Source organism: Pseudoduganella rivuli (genome assembly GCF_009674485.1).
GTDB classification, from domain to species: Bacteria; Pseudomonadota; Gammaproteobacteria; order Burkholderiales; family Burkholderiaceae_D; genus Rugamonas; species Rugamonas rivuli_B.
Genome location: NZ_WKJJ01000004.1, coordinates 41,322 through 59,303, shown reverse-complemented (window position 1 = coordinate 59,303; position 17,982 = coordinate 41,322). Strand labels below are relative to the sequence as shown.

Below are 17,982 nucleotides of genomic sequence, written 5' to 3'. Positions count from 1 at the left end.
TCCTTAGCCCGCGAGGGCGCTTAGTTGATCTTGGTTGATGAGACTGAGTTAAGTACGCAAGGGTTGACGATCAGTTGATCCGGATTGCGTCCGGGCGGCCTGCCGGCCGGCCACGTGGTCCAGCCGAGACGGGGCCCTTGTCCGCCCCGCCCGCCCAGCCGCAAGGCGGGCGTTTCTTCCTTCTTTAAAACCAGCTTGACATCCCACTCCAGCGCCATCCCGGCATAGCTGCGCACCCACGCAACCAGGCGCCGCATGCTGTCGCCGCCGGGCAGCAGCCGCTCGTAATCGGCAAACCCCATGGGACCGATGACGATGCGGAATTTGTTCTGGCAATCCCACACGCTCTTGCCCAGCACCGTCGTCATGCCCAACCGCGCGCCCTCTTCGTGGCGGCCCAGGCGCGACTGGATTTCCGTGGGCAGGCGCATCCAGTGCCCGACGAATTGCTCGATTTTCACGGGCAGGTTGAAATACGCGGACAGGATCACTTCCAGCCCGCTCGCGGGCCGCGCATTGTTGGCCAGCAGTCCCGCGAAGTGCAGCTTGGCGAAGTCGCCGATGGCGTCGCGCTGGCGCATGGCGGGCGAACCGATGCCGAACAGCGAACCGACGAATTCGCCGAAGCGGTCCGCATCCGGCCGGTCCAGGCTGATGGCCGGCTCGTTTTGCGCGCGGGCGCGGTAAAACAGCGACAGCAGCCGGTGGTGGAACACGTCGAGAAAGGCCAGCATGGTGCCGTCGCCGCCATTGCGCAGGCGGTCGCGCACGTATTCCGTGATGTGCGTGGGCATGGGGCCGTTGGCGCCCAGCAGGCCGAAGAAATTCACCGCCAGCCGCGCTTTCGCGTCGCCACTGGCGCGCCTGAATTGCCCCAGCATGGTGGGGTGAAACGTCAGCGACGCATCCTGGCCGAAGCGCACGGCGTCGTCGCGCGGTCGCAGCGATGCGCCGATACGGGGTAACTGCGGGTGTGCATTTTCAATCATGCGCAACACCTGCGTGAAATCCATGCGCGCCGCATCGCGCTCCAGCGCCAATTCGACTTCTACAGGATCGCGCATACGCCTCCCCTGGCCGGCCAGCGCATGATGTCGCCCCGGGACACCGTGCGCACCACGGTTTCCGTGAACGAATTGATCGACACGTATTGCGCGAAGAAGTGCGCCAGCACGCCGCCCAGCAGGAAGGCGCCGGTGCCTTCGAAGGCCGCGTCGTCCAGCGTGACGGTCAGTTGCAGGCCCCGCGCAAAGGCAATCGGCCCCGGCGACGGCATGCGCCGCGTCACGGGCGAGGTGGCGATCGACTGCACGCCTTCGACCTGGCGCTGGCCATTCATGTCGCCCGCGTGGCAATACAGCGACAGCATTTCACGCAGGGCCACGGCGCCCTGGCGCGGATCGCTGTCGGTCAGCGACAGGTAATTCAGCGACAAGTGGTTCAGCAGCCGCCACGCCACGGAACCTTCGGCGAACGATGCGTGCGGCTGGCTGGGGCCGGCCACGCAGCGCACCGCGGTGACGGGTGCGCCGGAATCCAGGATGAAATCCGTCTTGCCCACGCCCAGCGGCATCGACAGCGGCAAATCGCGGTTGGTGCACCACACCGTCAAGCCCAGCTGGCGCAAGTCCTCGCTGTACGGCGCTTCGTTGGCGTCGACGATGGAAATGAACGCTTCGCTGCCGATGTAGCTGGAGCGCGGCCCCACCCTGCGCTGGCGCTGCGACACCAGGCGCGGCTCGCGCCGCAAATGGTAAAACGCTTTTTCCTGGTGCAGGCTGCCGATATCGCGCGCCGTGTAAAACGGCCGGAATACCTGTTCCGCATTCGGTCCGGAACCATAGCCCGTCACTTCATCGACCTGGAACACTTCGAAATCCATGGGCCGGGTGCGATCCACCAGCACGTGGTATTCGAACTGTTCGCCGCTGACGTTGATACGGTCGGCGCGGCGCTGGAACAGGTTGATGGCGGGCGTGCAGTTCAGCGCGAAGTTCGATGCATCGAGTACCTGCTCCAGCTGGCTGTCGCCCTTGTTCAGCAACAGCACGATGTCGATTTCGCCGCCGTTGCAGCGCGCCAGCGCCTGCTGCAAGCCCGCCACGCGCACGAACAGGAAGCGCGCCGGGAATGCAAAGTATTCCTGCAGCAGGCGGTAACCCTGGAACGTGCGGCGCCCGCTGGGCAGCAGCGCTTCCTCTTCGGCGTAGCCGCGTTGCGATACCGCGCTTTTCGGCAGCAGTGTTTGCGTGCCGTCGGGACACGTCACCAGCACGCCTTCGATATTGCCGAGGATTTTCTCGACGATTTTCACGGGCAGTTCATCGCTGCCCCGCACGTGCAAGTCCAGGTGATCCAGCGGCAGTGCGCTGAAGTTCACGCCGCCCGTGGTGCGCAGCTTCAGGCGGATGCCCGCTTTCACGGCGGGCGGCAATTGCATGTCCAGTCCCGCCTGCGTAAAGAAGCGGGCCTCAAGCAATTCCACCGGCCACATGGTCAGATCGTGCGCAGTGCGGTACTCGCACGGCGTGCTGTCGCCCTTGCCCAGCACGCTGCGCATGGCGGTGCCGCGCGGCACCAGGTAACCCTGCTTCAGCGACGGATTCGACAAATCCGGCTGCAACTGCACCACCGCCATCGATGGCGTCGGCGCGAGGAAATGCGGGTACACCAGTTCCGACAAATGCTGGGTAAACCGGGGAAATTCCGCATCGAGCTTCATTTGCACGCGGGCGGCCAGGAAGCTGAAGCCTTCCAGCAGGCGCTCGACGTACGGGTCCGCGCATTCGAAGCCTTCCAGGCCCAGGCGGCCGGCGATCTTCGGGTATTCACGGGCGAATTCACCGCCCACTTCGCGCAAGTGTTGCAGCTCCTGGCTGTAATAACGCAGCAGGCGCGGGTTCATGACTGCACCATCCGGAACGGCGCCATGGTCGGCACGAATGCGGGCGCTTGCGTTGGCGTGGCGCCGCCGGTTTCCTGCAGGCGGATCGACGCGCGGTCGATATCGAGTTCGGTTTTCAGGTACAGCCGCTCAGGATAGGGCTGCGCCCACATATCGCCTTCGATTTCAAACATGATCTTGTTGCCGGAGGATTCTTCCGCGATCGCGCGCACGGCGACGGAAGCGCGGATCAGGCGGGGTTCGAAGTCCCAGATCGCCTGGCGGATGCCGCGTTCCAGGTCCATCAGATTCATGCCGGCCACCGACAGCCCGGAAATGTCCGGCATACCATAATTGAGCACCGAACCCGCCACATACGGCAGCTTCGGCAGATTGGTGACCGACAGCAGATTCGTCGTGTTCAGCAGCCAGCCCAGGTCGCGCAGCACGCTTTCGCGCAGGGTGCGCAGCGACAGCACCCTGCGTTCGCGCGACTCGACCGTCTTGTCCGGTTCATCGTCCGACAGTCGGTCCAGCAGCGACGGTTGCAGCCGTTCGCGTGGCGCCAGTTCAGCCATTACCGCCTTCGCCGCCCTCGCCGCTTTCAGTACCATCGCCGGCCACGCCGAATTCAATGGTGCGCACGTCCATCAGCGCGAATTCACCGAGGTCGGTGGCGAACATGCGCTGGCCCAGCGCGTGGCCCTCGTCATTCCATTCGGTGCGGCGCGCCAGCAGCAGCGCATCGTCGGCGCCGGCGTGGACCGTGCCGGTATAGCGTGTCGGAATAAAGCCGACGGTGGTGGCGCCATTGGTCCACGTGAACACGGCCGGCATCCACACGTTATCGCGCAGGTCGGACGGCGCCTCGATCTCGATGCGGGCGATGTGCATCATCGGCACCCACAGGTAGCGGCCGTTGAGGATGGTTTCCAGCACGGGACCGAGGCGCGTGTCGCTGTCGGCCAGCCATTCAAAGGCCGCGCCATTGATGGCGCCGGCAATCGCGGGCGCATCGGCGAACGCGCGTTCGCGCGCGGCGGCGCCGGCATCGGGCTCGCCTTCGGATTCGAGTTTCAATGCCTCGAACAGCAGTGCAACCCATGGCTGCGGCTCGCCAAAGACCACGGGCACGCGTTTGCCCGCCAGCACTTCGTCGCGCAGCGCTTCGCACTGGATCGCTTCGCGGTAAGTTTGCGCCATCGGCAGCGCGGCGGCATCCATTTCAGCCGTCACGTTCAGCTGGTTCAGCGCGCGGTTCCATTGGCCCTGTACGCACAGCAGCTGGAACAGGAAAGTTCGGAGTCGTGCATTGGCGGGATCCTTGCGGACCTGGTCTTGCAATGCGGCGAGCGCGGGAGCCAGTTGTCCCTCGCTGATGAGCTGTAGCGCGTCCATGGCGGAGAGGTTCTTTCAGTCTGATGAGGGGTTGCCGCTTCCGCACAAGGGGAAGCGGCAGGGGTATTGCAGGGATTACTTCGACGCGTTGGCGGCGATGTCCCAGTTGAAGACGCCGCCGGACGCGGTCACGCCCTTCTCGTTTTGCAGGAAGTACTCGAACTTCACTTCAGCGAAGTTCAGCGTGATGTTTTCCGTCAGGCGGTCTTCGCCGCCCGAGCCGCCGGTCGAGCACGACGTGATCAGCACCTTGGTCATGGTGATTTCCAGGTACTTTTGCTGGCCTTCGCCGGCTTTACGCACCAGCAGCTTGGCGGTCGGGATGTGCGAGCCTTTGGCCAGCGCGATCAGGATCGCAGGCGATGCCTTGTCCAGGTACTTGGTGAACGAAATGTCCTGGAAGTTGGCCTTGCCGGCGCCGCCGCCGCCGCCGGCGTGGAACGAACCGGAATTGCTGGCGCCCCAGCTCCATGCCAGGATGTCGATATCGCCTGCTGCTTTTTGTGCTTTGTCCTGGGTTTCGCCTTTGATGGTGGCGCCCAGGTTGAGGAACATGTCTACTGCCATTTTTATCTCCTAGTGAGTGTTACGTCAGGTTACGTCGGGTGGCGTCGGGATTAGCCGCCTTTGGCCGACGGCAGTTTCGATACCAGGCGCAGCGACACGGTCAGGCCTTCCAGCTGGTAATGCGGGCGCAGGAAGAACTTCGACGTGTAGTAGCCTGGATTGCCTTCAACTTCTTCCAGCAGGACTTCGGCCGCGGCCAGCGGTTTCTGGGCCTTGGTGCCTTCGCTCGAGTTGGCGGGATCGCCGTCGACATAACGGTTGATCCAGTTGCTGAGCCAGCGTTCCATTTCATCGCGGCCCTTGAACGAACCGATCTTGTCGCGGACGATGCATTTCAGGTAGTGCGCGAAGCGGCAGGTGGCGAACAGGTACGGCAGGCGCGCGCCCAGGTTGGCGTTGGCGGTGGCGTCCGGATCGTCGTATTCGGCCGGTTTGTGCAGCGATTGCGCGCCGATGAAGGCGGCGAAGTCCGTGTTTTTCTTGTGCACCAGCGGCATGAAGCCGTTGGCCGCCAGTTCCGCCTCGCGTCGGTCGGAAATCGCGATTTCGGTCGGGCATTGCATCGCCACGCCGCCGTCGTCGGTCGGGAAGCTGTGCACCGGCAAGCCTTCCACCGCGCCGCCGGATTCGATACCGCGGATGCGCGAGCACCAGCCGTATTCCTTGAACGAGCGGTTGATGTTGACCGCCATCGCGTAGGCCGCGTTGGCCCATGTATAGTTTTTCGAGCCAGGCGCGGACGTGTCTTCTTCGAAGTCGAACGCTTCGACCGGGTCGGTCTTGGCGCCGTATGGCTGGCGCGCCAGGAAGCGCGGCATGGCCAGGCCGACGTAGCGCGCATCTTCCGATTCGCGGAACGAACGCCATGCGGCATGTTCCGGGGTCTGGAAAATCTTGGTCAGGTCGCGCGGGTTCGACAGTTCGCTCCACGATTCCATCAGCATCACCGATGGCGCGGCGGCGGAAATCAGCGGCGCGTGCGCGGCTGCGGCGATCTTCGCCATGCCGGACAACAGTTCCACGTCCGGCGCGCTGTTGTCGAAGTAATAGTCGGCCACGATGGAACCGAAAGGTTCGCCACCGAACTGGCCGAATTCCTCTTCGTACATCTTCTTGAAGATCGGGCTCTGGTCCCATGCCGTGCCCTTGTATTTCTTCAGGGTCTTGGCCAGGTCGTTCTTCGAGATGTTCATCACGCGGATCTTCAGCGTTTCATCGGTCTCGGTATTGTTGACAAGGTAGTGCAGGCCACGCCACGCCGATTCCACTTTCTGGAATTCTTCCGTGTGCATGATCAGGTTGATCTGTTCCGTCAGCTTCTTGTCCAGGCCGGCGATCAGGCTTTCGATCGTCGCCAGCACGTCGCCGGAAATCAGGTTGGTGCCCGCCAGCGCCTGTTCGGCCAGCGTTTTCACCGCGTTCTCGACGGCTTCCTTGGCCTTGTCCGACTGCGGTTTGAATTCCTTTTGCAGCAGGCTGCCGAAGTCGCTCAATTCGAGCGTGCCGGTTGCGCCTTGCTGCGATTCTTGGGTTTGAGCCATCTGTTCCTCCGCTATGGTCAATTATTCTTGTGGCTTCGGCGCCGACGTCAGGGCCTGCATCAGGGCCGGGTCGTTCAAGACCTTGCCGATCAGTTCTTCCGCACCGGTCTTGCCATCCATGTAGGTCAGCAGGTTCGACAGCTGGCTGCGCGCTTCCAGCAGCTTGTTCAGCGACTCGACCTTGCGCGCGATGGCGGCCGGCGTGAAGTCGTCCATGCTTTCAAAGGTCATGTCGACCGACAGGTTGCCTTCGCCAGTCAGCGTGTTCGGTACCTGCACGGCGACGCGCGGCTTCATGGATTTCAGGCGCTCGTCGAAATTGTCGACGTCGATTTCCAGGAACTTGCGGTCCGCCACGGGCGCAAGCGGGTCGGCCGGCTGGCCCGACAGGTCCGCCAGCACACCCATCACGAAGGGCAGCTGGACGCTCTTTTCGGCGCCGTAGACCTCGACGTCGTACTCGATCTGTACGCGCGGCGCACGGTTACGCGCGATGAATTTCTGGCTACTTTCTTTGCCCACGATTTACTCCTCCATGAAAAATACTGGCTGGGTCAGCGAGTTCAATACTCTTGCTGCTGGTCTTCCGGACGCGGGCCACTTACGGCCAGCAATTGCGTCATCCCGTCCGGCGCGAGGTCTTCCATGATTTCAAAGAAGTTCTTCGGCACCAGGCGCTTGGCCCTTTCCAGCAGCAACGGCACCGGACTCGATGGCTCGTACTGCTGGTAATACTTGTTGATCTTGTCGAGCATGCGCACCACGTCGGCGCGGCTGGCGATTTCACCGCTGATGGCGGCCGGTGCGCGGCCGGCGCGGCGGCCGGCGGGCGCTGGCGCGCCTTCAGCGGCGGCTTCGCCTTCATAGGCGCCCTCGTCGGCGCCGTCATCGTCCTCCGCTTCGCCGCCTGCGTCCTGCGCGGAGGCGCCGCCAGCGGCGTTGGCCTGCTGTTCGGCGAGGAAGTCGCGGCCCCGGCGCAGCATGCGCGTCAGGCCGTCGATATTCAGTGCCTGCGAACTGCCGACCTGGCGCACCAGCGTCAGTTCCACTTCGGTGGCGGCATCGAATGCGCGGCTTGCAGCGTCGAGCGCGGCCGCCAGCTTTTCGCCATCGGCGTCCATCGCCGCCGCTTCGATCGAATGCAATTCGATCTTGGCTTCGCCTTCCGGCGTGGGGATTTCGCCGTTGGCCAGTTCCAGCAACCGTATGGACAAAGGTCCCAGGCCGGGCAGCATCAGCAGCGGCGCATCCTTGACTTCGCGCAGGAAGCCGCTGTCGGTCAGCATCGCCAGCGAATTGATGCGCAACATGGGATCCATGTCGTCGTCGGGATCGAGTTGCGGATGCACGCTGTCCCACCGCTCGTCGAGCAGGCGGCGCGCCAGGGTCAGGCTTTCCGCCAACCCGTCCATGCCATGCAACGCCAGGCCGGCGCGGCCCAGCGCCATTACCATGCGCAAGTCGCGGCTACGCTCCAGCAAGCCGGCGGCCAGTCGCTTGACTACTTTCCATTCGGGAGGGACTGCGGGTGTGATGGTGTCGCCGTACTGAACTTCCGGCTTGCCCTGCAGGGCCTGTTCGAGTTCCAGGAATTCCGGGTCATACTCGAGGTTCGGGCCGCAAGGCTCTTCCGTCGAAACTTCCTGGAGCAACGCGTCGATGTCCACCATACTCATGGGCTGTTCTTTTGCTTGTTAATGCCGTTCACGACTATAAAGGGAATTTCCATTAAATTCCAGAAAATAATTCTATTTCTGCCATACGCTGTTGCCATGTTCGCGGAACAGGTATAGGGCGCGGATACTGGCATCAAAATAGGGAGGAATTATGGAGAACCGCGCGCATCGCGGCGGCGCTGCCAAAGCGCGCGGCGGGATCGGCCGACAACGCTTGCGCCAGCACACGGTCGAGCGCGGCGCGGGCCGGCGGCGCCAGCCACGGCAAGGCTGGCGGCAGCGGCGGCGCCAGGCCCCGCAAGGCTTGCTGCATCGCTTCGAACGCCGTCCCGGCAAACGGCAGGCGACCCGCCAGCATGCGGTACAGCACCACGCCGGCCGCATACAGGTCGCTGCGCGCATCGACCTTGCCCCGCATCTGTTCCGGCGCCATATAGCCCGGCGTGCCATGGGCCGGCATGGCGCCGGGCCGGCAGGCAAGACCGAAGTCAACGAGCAGTAGTCGGCCGTGTTGATCGACCATCAGGTTCGACGGTTTCACGTCGCGGTGCACGATGCCGTTCGCGTGCACGTGCGCCAGCGCATCGAGCAATTCCATGGCCCACACCAGCGCCTGTGCCGGCGCCACCGTGCCGGTACCCAGGCGGGCCGCCAGCGTCTGGCCCTGCACATAGGGCGTCGCCACGTAGGCCACACCATCGCACAGGCCGTGCGCGGCGACCGGCACGATATGGGGATGCGGTGGCAAACCGGCAGCCAGCTCCGCGCCGGCCAGCCAGCGCGCGCCGGCATCGGGCGGCGCGGTCTTCAGCGCCACCGGCACGCCGTCCGGACCGAGCGCCAGCCACGCGCCGTTGCCCAGCGCGGACTGCACTGTATAAACGCCACAAGTTTGCATATTCAGGAATTCAGGGCCATGGCGTACATATCTCCGCACCTCGAACAGGCGGAAGTGCCTTATGATACGCTGAGAAGCTGAGATGTTTCTGTTATAAACTTTCCCTTTTCGCCAGATCTAGCCAGTTTTAAACCACATGAATGAATTGAAGCAGCTGGGCCGATACCAATTGTTGCGCGTGCTGGGACGCGGCGCGATGGGCCTGGTCTATGAAGGCGTGGACCCCAAGCTGAACCGCCGGGTCGCCATCAAGGTCATCCAGATGAGCCGGATCGACGATCCGGCGCTGCGGGCAGAATATGCTTCACGCTTCATCACGGAAGCGCAGGCGGTCGCGCGCCTGAACCACCCCAACATCGTGACGGTGTATGACTTTGGCGAGGAAGGCGGCGTCGCCTACCTGGTGATGGAATTGATCGCTGGTGAAGAACTGGGCAGCTATTTTGACGATAGCCAGATGTTTTCACTGGATTTCACGCTGGAAGATTCGGTGCGCATGACGTGCGAATTGCTGGAAGCGCTCGATTACGCGCACCAGCAAGGCATCATCCACCGCGACATCAAGCCGGCCAACGTCATGCTGACGGCCCAGTTGCGCGTCAAACTCACGGACTTCGGCGTGGCCCGCATGCAGGACGTGGAAGCCAACCATACGCAGGCCGGCACCATGGTGGGTACGCCCAGCTACATGTCGCCGGAACAGATCATGGGCCAGCCGGTCGGCCCGCGCGCCGACATTTTCGCGGCCGGCATCATCCTGTACCAATTCCTGACGGGCGAACGCCCGTTCAAGGGCCAGGGCCTGTTCGCGCTGCAACAGCAAATCGTCTATGGCCAGGTGGCTCCGCCCAGCGTACTGAGTCCGTCCATCCGCCCCGCGCTGGACCGCGTGGTGCTGCGCGCGCTGGCCAAGCGGCCGGACGACCGCTATCCCAGCGCCCGCGCCTTCCGCGACGATTTGCAGCGCGCACTGTCGGGCGACGTGATCAATCCAGCCGATACGCTGCCGCCGCCGGTGCGCGTGCCGCAACCGGGGGCGCACTATACAACGTCTCCCGGCCGGCCCGCCCCCGTCCACCCGTACGCACACGCCGCGCACGCCACCGTGCTGGTGCCCGGACCATCGTCCGGCGCCAGGTGGCCCGCCCCGGCGCAGCCTGGCCATGTGCCGCCGCAACCCATGCCGCCAGCCATACCGCAGCCACAGCCGCCACATGGCTGGCCGGCGCCTGCCGACATGCCATCCGGCCTCGTGATGCCGTCACAGCCCCGCCCCGCGCTGGCGCCGCTGCCGGACGATGCGGACCCGGACGCCACCCACGTGTCGGGCACGGGCCTGCCGGTGCCGCCATTACCGCTGCCGCCATCGCCGCAGCAGCCGGGCGGTGACGCGGACTCCACCGTGGTGGGCGCCACCACGCCGCCGGGCGGAACGCGCCGATGACGTCCGCCGAAGACAGCCTGTACTTTTTCAAGCGGCTGCAACAGCTCACCAACAAGATCCACGCCACGCACGATATCGACGACATCATGCTGGATATGTCGGCCGAGCTGTGCGAGCTGTTTGCCGGCGACCGGCTGACGGTGTACCAGCTGTCCGAAGACAAGGCCAGCATGGTGTCCAAGGTGAAAACCGGGCTGGCGTCGTTCAAGCAGCTGAAACTGCCGATTTCCAAACAAAGCATTGCCGGATATGCCGCGCTGTCCGGCCGCATGCTGAACTTGCTGGACGTCTACGATGAAGCGGAACTGCGCCGCGTCGACCCGGAACTGAGTTTCCAGCAAGGGGTCGACCGCCGCACGGGTTACCGCACGCAGCAAATGCTGGCCGCCCCGATCATCGATGAACGGGGCGCGGTGCAGGGCGTGCTCCAGCTGATCAACAATCGCAAGGGCGGCCCGTTCGACGCGCTGGTCGAAGAAGGCGTGCAGCATATCTGCGATTCGCTGGCCATCGCCATGCTCAACAGCCAGAAGACGCCGGCGCGCGAACGGGGCCGTTTTGCCGCTATGCTGCCGGAAACCGTGGTGCCCCGCGCGCAACTGGAACTGGCCATGCACAGCGCGGCCGCGCGCCGCATCGACATCGAGGATGTGCTGCTCGATGAACTGGCCATCCCGCCGCCGCTGGTGGGCCGCGCGCTGGCCGACTTCTTTGGCGTGCCCTATTTCATGTTCCAGGTCGACCGCCGCCGCCCGCCGGGCCTGCTCGACAATTTCAACCGCGAATACGTGATGCAGCACCAGTGGATGCCGCTCGAAGAAAGCCGCAACGGCTTGTACGTGCTGGCTGTCGACCCCGATCAGTTGAAAGCGTCCGGCGCCGTGCAGCGCGTGTTCCCGCACGCGGTCCCGATTTATTGCGTGACCACGCGGCGCGAGTTCGGCTGGATGATCAACCAGTTCTTTGGCGCCGCGGCGCCGGAAACGCCGCCGGAGAGCACCATCCCGCCGCCGGCGGTCGTCATCGTGCCTGGCGCCGATCCGGCATTCGATCCCAACGCCACGCAAATCCAGGCGCCGGCCCTGCCGTGGCCACCGCATTCTCCGGCAGCGGTACCCGCGCAACCGGCCGTCGACCAGACCCTGATCGGCAATGCCGTCGCGCATATCGTGCAAATGGCCAGTCAGAGCGGCATCTCCGAACTGCACATCACCACGACGCAGGGAGAGAACGGCGAGATCCGTTTCACCGTCACCGGCGCCCTCCACCCACGCGGCTAGCGCAACGCGCCGGGAGTCGTTCAGTTATCGAGAAAGCATCCGCACGTGCTCTTCTACAACAAAATTTTGCAGACCTACTAACGAATTCACCAAATTCTCACCAAATATCACAAATTCAATTGGTTTTTTTGCGCCAAGTATTTTAGATTCTTTGTCAGGCGGTTGCCGCTCACCGGAGGAGACATGAATCTGAATAACTTGAAAATCGGCGTCCGCCTCGCGGCTGCCAACGCGATCATGCTGGCGCTGATCATCGGCATGGCCCTGGTGGGCCTGAGCGGCATGGCGCGCAGCAACGATGCCTTACACCACATCACCAAGGTCAACCTGGTCAAGATCTCCTTGGTGGAAACCATGTCGGAATCCGTGCACATCGTCGCGCGCGTCATGCGCACCATGGCGCTGATCGACGAGCCGGCTGAAGCACAGCGCGAATTTGCCAAGATCACCGCGGCCCGGGAGGCATATGACACGGCGCTGGGCAAGCTCGAAGGCATGCCGCTTGACGCCGCCGGCCGCGCCACCATTGGCAGGCTCAAGGAAGCGCAAGCGGCGGCCCGTCCCGTCAACGACCGTTTCCTGCAAATGATCCGCAGCGACCGCCCTGCCGCCATCCAACTGCTGCGCACCGATGCGGCCAGGGCGCTGACCGCGTGGCAGGAAGAACTGCACGGCTACGAAGCCCTGCAGCGTTCAAAAAACGCGCAGGACGAAGCCGCCGCGGAACTCGCCTATGATGACGCCCGGCTGTGGATGTTTGTTTCTCTTGCGCTGGCCCTGGCGGCCGGTGTGGCGCTGGCCTGGCTGCAAAGCCGTTCGATCGTTCGACCGCTGCGCGCGGCAGTCGACGTGGCGCGCACGGTCGCCGCCGGCGACCTCACGGCCGACATCGGCAGCACCGCCCGCGACGAAACGGGCGAGTTGCTGCGCGCCCTGGCCGAGATGAATGCGCGCTTGCGCGACATGGTCGGCCAGGTGCGCAGCGGCGCCCAGTCGGTCGCCGTCGCGTCGGCACAAATCGCCAGCGGCAACCTTGACCTGTCCACGCGCACGGAAGAACAGGCCGGCACGCTGGAAGAAACCGCCGCCTCCATGGAGGAAATGAACGCCAACGTCCAGCACAGCATGGAAAATGCGCAAACCGCACAGGACATGGCGCAGCGCGCCGCACAGGATGCGCAGCACAGCGGCGAACTGGTGGCGCAGGTGATCGCCACCATGGGCGCCATCGACGCCGCGTCGCACAAGATTGCCGACATCACCACCGTCATCGACGGCATCGCCTTTCAAACCAATATCCTGGCGCTGAACGCCGCCGTCGAAGCCGCCAGGGCCGGCGAACAGGGACGCGGCTTTGCCGTGGTGGCCAGCGAAGTACGCAGCCTGGCGCAGCGCTGCGCCACGGCGGCGCGGGAAATCAAGGTGTTGATTGCCGATTCGGGCGCGCAAGTCAAACAAGGTTCGCAGCAGGTGGAACTGGCGGGCGCCGCCATCGGCCACACGGTCGGGCGGGTGCAGCAGGTGAGCGCGATGGTCAGCGACATGGCCGCTGCCTGCCGCGAACAATATACCGGCATCGGCCAGCTCAATCATGCGTTGACGGAGATCGACGGCATCACCCAGCAAAACGCGGCGCTGGTCGAGGAAGCCGCATCGGCCGCCGCATCGCTGCAACAACAGGCCGCCATGCTGGAACAGATGGTCAGCCAGTTCCGCACCGGCCACCCCGGGCAAGCCGGCCAGCACCGCGCGGCCGGCTTGCCGGCGCTGCCGAGGCGCGAGGCGCCCCGCGCGCGCACCATGAACCTGCATGCGATGGCTTCCTGAAGGGACTCGCCCCGCTTGTCAACCGCTGTTAATTCATAGACAACAGTGACAATCCGTGAATATTTCCGCATGATCTATACCTAGAATGGCATCACCCGCCCATCTATGGGCCAAACCACTGCAGAAAGGATCTCATGAAAAAATTCGTATTAGCCGCCCTCATCGCGTGCGCAGGTTCCGCCATGGCCGCCGACGGCGCCAAATGGACGTATGCCGGCGAAGGCGGCCCGGACCAGTGGGCCAAGCTGACCCCGGACAACTTCGCCTGCGCCGGCAAGAACCAGTCGCCGGTTGACATCAAGGGCGCCGTGCACGCGGGCCTGAAGCCGCTGAAGATGGATTACAAGGCCGCCGGCAATGAAGTGCTAAACAATGGCCACACGCTGCAAGTGAACTTCGCCCCCGGCAGCACGCTGCAACTGGACGGCACGCAGTTCGAACTGAAGCAATACCACTTCCACGCGCCCAGCGAAAACCTGGTCAACGGCCAGTCGTATCCGCTGGAAGTGCACCTGGTGCACGCCGACAAGGACGGCAACCTGGCCGTGATCGGCGTGATGTTCAAGGAAGGCGCGGAAAACAAGGCATTGAAGGCGCTGTGGCCGCAATTGCCGAAGGAAGCCAATGCGAAAAACGCGCTGACCGCTCCGCTGTCGGCCGCCAGCCTGCTGCCGGCCAAGCACGCGTACTTCCGCTTCTCCGGTTCGCTGACGACGCCGCCATGCTCGGAAGGCGTGCGCTGGCTGGTCATGAAAAACCCGGTCACCGTATCGAAAGAACAGTTGGCCGCGTTTGAGGGCATCCTGCACCATGCGAACAACCGTCCGGTCCAGTCGCTGAACGGCCGCGTCATCGTCGATTAAACATCCCCTCGTTTTACCGCCTGCCCGGCGCCCGCCGTGGCAGGCGCCCGCCGCCGCACTTCCCTCCTCCGCGAGCTGTTGCCGCATCGTCTATAATGCACGATGCACACGGCCCCTCCTGCCGCGCGCTCAACCGTTCACTGATGTCATCGATGTCCTTTGAATTAAACAAAGTTTTACCGAAACCCGGCAACCGCTTCGTGTTGCCCGCTTTGTATGGCTCCGCGGATGCGTATGCGCTGGCGCGGGCCGCGCTGGAACTCAAGGCCAACGGCAAGATGCTGGCCGTGATCGTGGCGCAGGCGGCCGATGGCCAGCGCCTGCTCGATGAAATCCCGTGGTTCGCCAGCGGCCAGTTGCGCTGCCATTTGTTGCCGGACTGGGAAACCCTGCCGTACGACGCGTTTTCGCCGCACCAGGACCTGGTGTCCGAACGCCTGGCAACCTTGCACGAAATCCAGACCGGCCAGTGCGACGTCATGATCGTGCCGGCCACCACGGCGCTGGTGCGCATGGCGCCCCCGTCATTCCTGGCCGCGTACACGTTCTTCTTTAAAAAAGGCGAATCGCTGGACGAAGCCCGGCTGAAATCCCAGCTGACCTTGGCCGGCTATACGCACGTGACGCAGGTGATGTCGCCCGGCGAATACTCGGTGCGGGGCGGCCTGATCGACCTGTTCCCCATGGGTTCGGCCCTGCCCTACCGCCTCGACCTGTTCGGCGACACGATTGAAACCATCCGCACCTTCGACGCCGACACGCAGCGCTCGCTGTACCCGGTCAACGAAGTGCGCCTGCTGCCGGGCCGCGAATTTCCGATGGACGACACGGCCCGCACCACGTTCCGCTCGCGCTGGCGCGAACAGTTCGAAGGCGATCCGTCGCGCGCCGTGGTGTACAAGGACGTCGGCAGCGGCATCGCGTCGGCCGGCATCGAATATTACCTGCCGCTGTTTTTTGAAGAAACCGCGACGCTGTTCGATTACCTGCCCGACGGCGCCACGCTGGCCATGGTGGGCGACATCGATGCCGCCATCAAGCGCTTCTGGCTCGACACGGAATCGCGCTACCGCTTCCTGAAAGCGGACCGCGAACGCCCGCTGCTGCCGCCGGAATCCCTGTTCCTCGCGGACGAGCAATTCTTTACACTGGCCAAACCCCATCCGCGCCTGGCCGTCGCCACCGTGGCAGACAAGGCTGGCGCGCCATCCGAACTGTCCGCGCCGGCGCCCGACGTGGCCGTCAACCGGCACCTCGACGATCCGCTGACCAACCTGCGGGCCTGGCTGCTGAAAACGCCGCGCCGCGTGATGATTTGCGCCGAATCGAACGGCCGCCGCGAAACCCTGCAGCAGTACTTCAGCGAATTCGACCTGCATCCCGCGCTGACGGAAGGCTTCGACGGGTTCCTCGCATCCGATGCGAAAGTCACGCTGGGCGTTGCACCGCTGCAGGCAGGCTTTGAATTGACGGCCGACGGCCTGGACATCGCCTTCATCACGGAAACCGAACTGTATGCCGGCTCCGGCCGCCGCGCGGGCAAGAAGAAACAGGAAGCCGTCAGCCAGGTCGAATCCATGGTGCGCGACCTGTCGGAACTGAAGATCGGCGACCCGGTGGTGCACATCAACCACGGCATCGGCCGCTACCTGGGCCTGGTCAGCATGGACCTCGGCGAAGGCGAAACGGAATTCCTGCACCTGGAATATGCGAAGGAATCCAAGCTGTACGTGCCGGTGTCGCAGTTGCACGTGATTTCGCGCTATTCCGGCGCGTCGCCGGACGATGCGCCGCTGCACACGCTGGGTTCCGGCCAGTGGGAAAAAGCCAAGCGCAAGGCTGCCGAGCAGGTACGCGATACGGCCGCCGAACTGCTGAATCTATACGCCCGGCGCGCCGCGCGCCAGGGCCACGCGTTTGAATATTCGTCGCAGGATTACGAGCGCTTTGCCGAAAGCTTCGGCTTCGATGAAACGCCGGACCAGGCGGCGGCCATCCTGAATGTCATGAAAGACATGACGTCGGGCAAACCTATGGACCGCCTCGTGTGCGGCGACGTCGGCTTCGGCAAGACCGAAGTGGCGCTGCGCGCCGCCTTTATTGCCGTGATGGGCGGCAAGCAGGTGGCCATCCTGGCCCCCACCACCCTGCTGGCCGAGCAGCATGCGCAAACCTTTGCCGACCGCTTCGCCGACTGGCCCGTGCGCATCGCGGAAATGTCGCGCTTCCGCACCGGCAAGGAAATCGCCAACGCCATCAAGGGCATGCAGGACGGCACACTCGATATCGTCATCGGCACCCATAAACTGCTGTCGGACGACGTGAAATTCACACGCCTGGGCCTGGTCATCATCGACGAGGAACACCGTTTCGGCGTGCGCCAGAAAGAAGCGCTGAAATCGCTGCGGGCCGAAGTCGACGTGCTGACACTGACGGCGACGCCAATCCCCCGCACCCTGGGCATGGCGCTCGAAGGTTTAAGGGACTTTTCCGTGATCGCCACCGCGCCGCAAAAGCGCCTGGCGATCAAAACGTTCGTGCGCAGCGAAGCCGATTCCATCATCCGCGAAGCTTGCCTGCGCGAACTCAAGCGCGGCGGCCAGGTGTACTTCCTGCACAATGAAGTGGAAACCATCCAGAACCGCCTGGCCAAGCTGGAAGAATTGCTGCCGGAAGCACGCATCGCCGTGGCGCACGGCCAGATGCACGAGCGCGACCTGGAAAAAGTCATGCGCGACTTCGTGGCGCAGCGCTACAACATCCTGCTGTGCACGACGATTATCGAAACCGGTATCGACGTGCCGACCGCGAACACCATCATCATGCACCGCGCCGACAAATTCGGTCTGGCGCAGCTGCACCAGTTGCGGGGCCGCGTGGGCCGCTCGCACCACCAGGCGTACGCGTATTTGCTGGTCAACGATCTGCAGGGCCTGTCGAAACAGGCGCAGCGCCGCCTGGACGCGATCCAGGCCATGGAAGAACTGGGCAGCGGCTTTTACCTGGCCATGCACGACCTGGAAATCCGCGGCGCCGGTGAAGTGCTGGGCGAAAACCAGTCCGGCGAAATGCTGGAAGTGGGCTTCCAGCTGTACACCGACATGCTGAACGAAGCCGTGCGCGCGCTGAAGGCCGGCAAGGAGCCGGACCTGGCCGCGCCGCTGTCGTCCACCACGGAAATCAACCTGCACGTGCCGGCCCTGCTGCCCAACGATTTTTGCGGCGACGTGCACGAGCGCCTGTCGATCTATAAGCGGCTGGCCAACTGTGAACGCCAGGACCAGGTCGACGACTTGCAGGAAGAATTGATCGACCGCTTCGGCAAGTTGCCGGACCCGGCCAAGGCGCTGATCGAAACCCACCGCCTGCGCATCCAGGCCGCCACGGTCGGCATCGTCAAGATCGATGCCCACAGCGAAGCGGCCACCCTGCAATTCATGCCCAAGCCGCCCATCGACCCGATGCGCATCATTACGCTGATCCAAAAGAACAAGCAAATCAAACTGAACGGGCAGGACAAACTCAAGATTGCCGCCAGCATGCCGGACTTGCCGGCCCGCGTCGCGCAAATCAAGAACGCCATTAAACAATTGACCCAATGAAC

Annotated in this window: 14 protein-coding genes; 5 read left to right on the top strand and 9 right to left on the bottom strand. The window is 63.8% G+C overall.

The genetic code is table 11. The features are described 5' to 3' along the window. Positions 1–20: 20 nt before the first annotated feature. From tssG to GJ700_RS07255, 9 genes are all read right to left on the bottom strand, one after another. On the bottom strand, positions 21–1,064 hold the full coding sequence (gene tssG, locus GJ700_RS07295) for a type VI secretion system baseplate subunit TssG (protein ID WP_154372140.1): 1,044 nt from the start codon (positions 1,062–1,064) through the stop codon (positions 21–23). After that, on the bottom strand, positions 1,049–2,905 hold the full coding sequence (tssF, locus tag GJ700_RS07290; RefSeq protein ID WP_154372138.1) for a type VI secretion system baseplate subunit TssF: 1,857 nt from the start codon (positions 2,903–2,905) through the stop codon (positions 1,049–1,051). The genes tssG and tssF overlap by 16 nt, the downstream gene beginning before the upstream one ends. Then, positions 2,902–3,462 (bottom strand): type VI secretion system baseplate subunit TssE, encoded by a 561-nt coding sequence (gene tssE, locus GJ700_RS07285; RefSeq protein ID WP_154372136.1) that lies wholly within the window; start codon positions 3,460–3,462, stop codon positions 2,902–2,904. Before tssE ends, tssF begins: the two co-directional genes overlap by 4 nt. After that, the gene (locus GJ700_RS07280) at positions 3,455–4,282 is read right to left on the bottom strand and encodes a type VI secretion system accessory protein TagJ (RefSeq protein ID WP_154372134.1); all 828 of its coding nucleotides are present in this window, start codon (positions 4,280–4,282) and stop codon (positions 3,455–3,457) included. The genes tssE and GJ700_RS07280 overlap by 8 nt, the downstream gene beginning before the upstream one ends. A gap of 75 nt (positions 4,283–4,357) precedes the next feature. Next, the gene (locus GJ700_RS07275; protein WP_154372132.1) at positions 4,358–4,849 is read right to left on the bottom strand and encodes an Hcp family type VI secretion system effector; all 492 of its coding nucleotides are present in this window, start codon (positions 4,847–4,849) and stop codon (positions 4,358–4,360) included. Positions 4,850–4,899: 50 nt separating this feature from the next. After that, positions 4,900–6,390 carry a type VI secretion system contractile sheath large subunit gene (gene tssC, locus GJ700_RS07270; RefSeq protein WP_154372129.1) on the bottom strand — a complete coding sequence of 497 codons (1,491 nt, stop codon included), beginning with the start codon at positions 6,388–6,390 and terminating at the stop codon, positions 4,900–4,902. Positions 6,391–6,411: 21 nt separating this feature from the next. Further along, positions 6,412–6,912 (bottom strand): type VI secretion system contractile sheath small subunit, encoded by a 501-nt coding sequence (tssB, locus tag GJ700_RS07265; protein WP_371867866.1) that lies wholly within the window; start codon positions 6,910–6,912, stop codon positions 6,412–6,414. A 41-nt stretch (positions 6,913–6,953) separates the two neighbouring features. Next, a complete protein-coding gene (tssA, locus tag GJ700_RS07260) occupies positions 6,954–8,066 on the bottom strand; it encodes a type VI secretion system protein TssA (protein ID WP_154372127.1) in 1,113 nt (370 codons plus the stop codon). A gap of 133 nt (positions 8,067–8,199) precedes the next feature. After that, positions 8,200–8,940 carry a serine/threonine-protein kinase gene (locus GJ700_RS07255; RefSeq protein WP_195763809.1) on the bottom strand — a complete coding sequence of 247 codons (741 nt, stop codon included), beginning with the start codon at positions 8,938–8,940 and terminating at the stop codon, positions 8,200–8,202. 160 nt (positions 8,941–9,100) lie between these two features. On the opposite strand from GJ700_RS07255, the gene GJ700_RS07250 reads away from it, so the two are divergent. From GJ700_RS07250 to mfd, 5 genes are all read left to right on the top strand, one after another. After that, on the top strand, positions 9,101–10,408 hold the full coding sequence (locus tag GJ700_RS07250) for a serine/threonine-protein kinase (protein WP_154372123.1): 1,308 nt from the start codon (positions 9,101–9,103) through the stop codon (positions 10,406–10,408). Further along, positions 10,405–11,688 carry a GspE/PulE/PilB domain-containing protein gene (locus tag GJ700_RS07245; protein WP_154372121.1) on the top strand — a complete coding sequence of 428 codons (1,284 nt, stop codon included), beginning with the start codon at positions 10,405–10,407 and terminating at the stop codon, positions 11,686–11,688. Before GJ700_RS07250 ends, GJ700_RS07245 begins: the two co-directional genes overlap by 4 nt. Before the next feature lie 183 nt (positions 11,689–11,871). Then, positions 11,872–13,515 carry a methyl-accepting chemotaxis protein gene (locus GJ700_RS07240; protein WP_154372119.1) on the top strand — a complete coding sequence of 548 codons (1,644 nt, stop codon included), beginning with the start codon at positions 11,872–11,874 and terminating at the stop codon, positions 13,513–13,515. Between the two features lie 134 nt (positions 13,516–13,649). Continuing rightward, positions 13,650–14,378, top strand: coding sequence for a carbonic anhydrase (locus GJ700_RS07235; protein ID WP_154372117.1), 729 nt, complete (start codon positions 13,650–13,652; stop codon positions 14,376–14,378). 152 nt (positions 14,379–14,530) lie between these two features. Further along, on the top strand, positions 14,531–17,980 hold the full coding sequence (mfd, locus tag GJ700_RS07230; RefSeq protein ID WP_154372115.1) for a transcription-repair coupling factor: 3,450 nt from the start codon (positions 14,531–14,533) through the stop codon (positions 17,978–17,980). The last annotated feature ends 2 nt before the right edge of the window (positions 17,981–17,982 follow it).

Coding starts and splice junctions, on each gene's coding strand:
- tssG (WP_154372140.1), bottom strand. CDS start 1,064: ATGCGCGATCCTGTAGAAGTCGAATTGGCGCTGGAGCGCGATGCGGCG.
- tssF (WP_154372138.1), bottom strand. CDS start 2,905: ATGAACCCGCGCCTGCTGCGTTATTACAGCCAGGAGCTGCAACACTTG.
- tssE (WP_154372136.1), bottom strand. CDS start 3,462: ATGGCTGAACTGGCGCCACGCGAACGGCTGCAACCGTCGCTGCTGGAC.
- GJ700_RS07280 (WP_154372134.1), bottom strand. CDS start 4,282: ATGGACGCGCTACAGCTCATCAGCGAGGGACAACTGGCTCCCGCGCTC.
- GJ700_RS07275 (WP_154372132.1), bottom strand. CDS start 4,849: ATGGCAGTAGACATGTTCCTCAACCTGGGCGCCACCATCAAAGGCGAA.
- tssC (WP_154372129.1), bottom strand. CDS start 6,390: ATGGCTCAAACCCAAGAATCGCAGCAAGGCGCAACCGGCACGCTCGAA.
- tssA (WP_154372127.1), bottom strand. CDS start 8,066: ATGAGTATGGTGGACATCGACGCGTTGCTCCAGGAAGTTTCGACGGAA.
- GJ700_RS07250 (WP_154372123.1), top strand. CDS start 9,101: ATGAATGAATTGAAGCAGCTGGGCCGATACCAATTGTTGCGCGTGCTG.
- GJ700_RS07245 (WP_154372121.1), top strand. CDS start 10,405: ATGACGTCCGCCGAAGACAGCCTGTACTTTTTCAAGCGGCTGCAACAG.
- GJ700_RS07240 (WP_154372119.1), top strand. CDS start 11,872: ATGAATCTGAATAACTTGAAAATCGGCGTCCGCCTCGCGGCTGCCAAC.
- GJ700_RS07235 (WP_154372117.1), top strand. CDS start 13,650: ATGAAAAAATTCGTATTAGCCGCCCTCATCGCGTGCGCAGGTTCCGCC.
- mfd (WP_154372115.1), top strand. CDS start 14,531: ATGTCCTTTGAATTAAACAAAGTTTTACCGAAACCCGGCAACCGCTTC.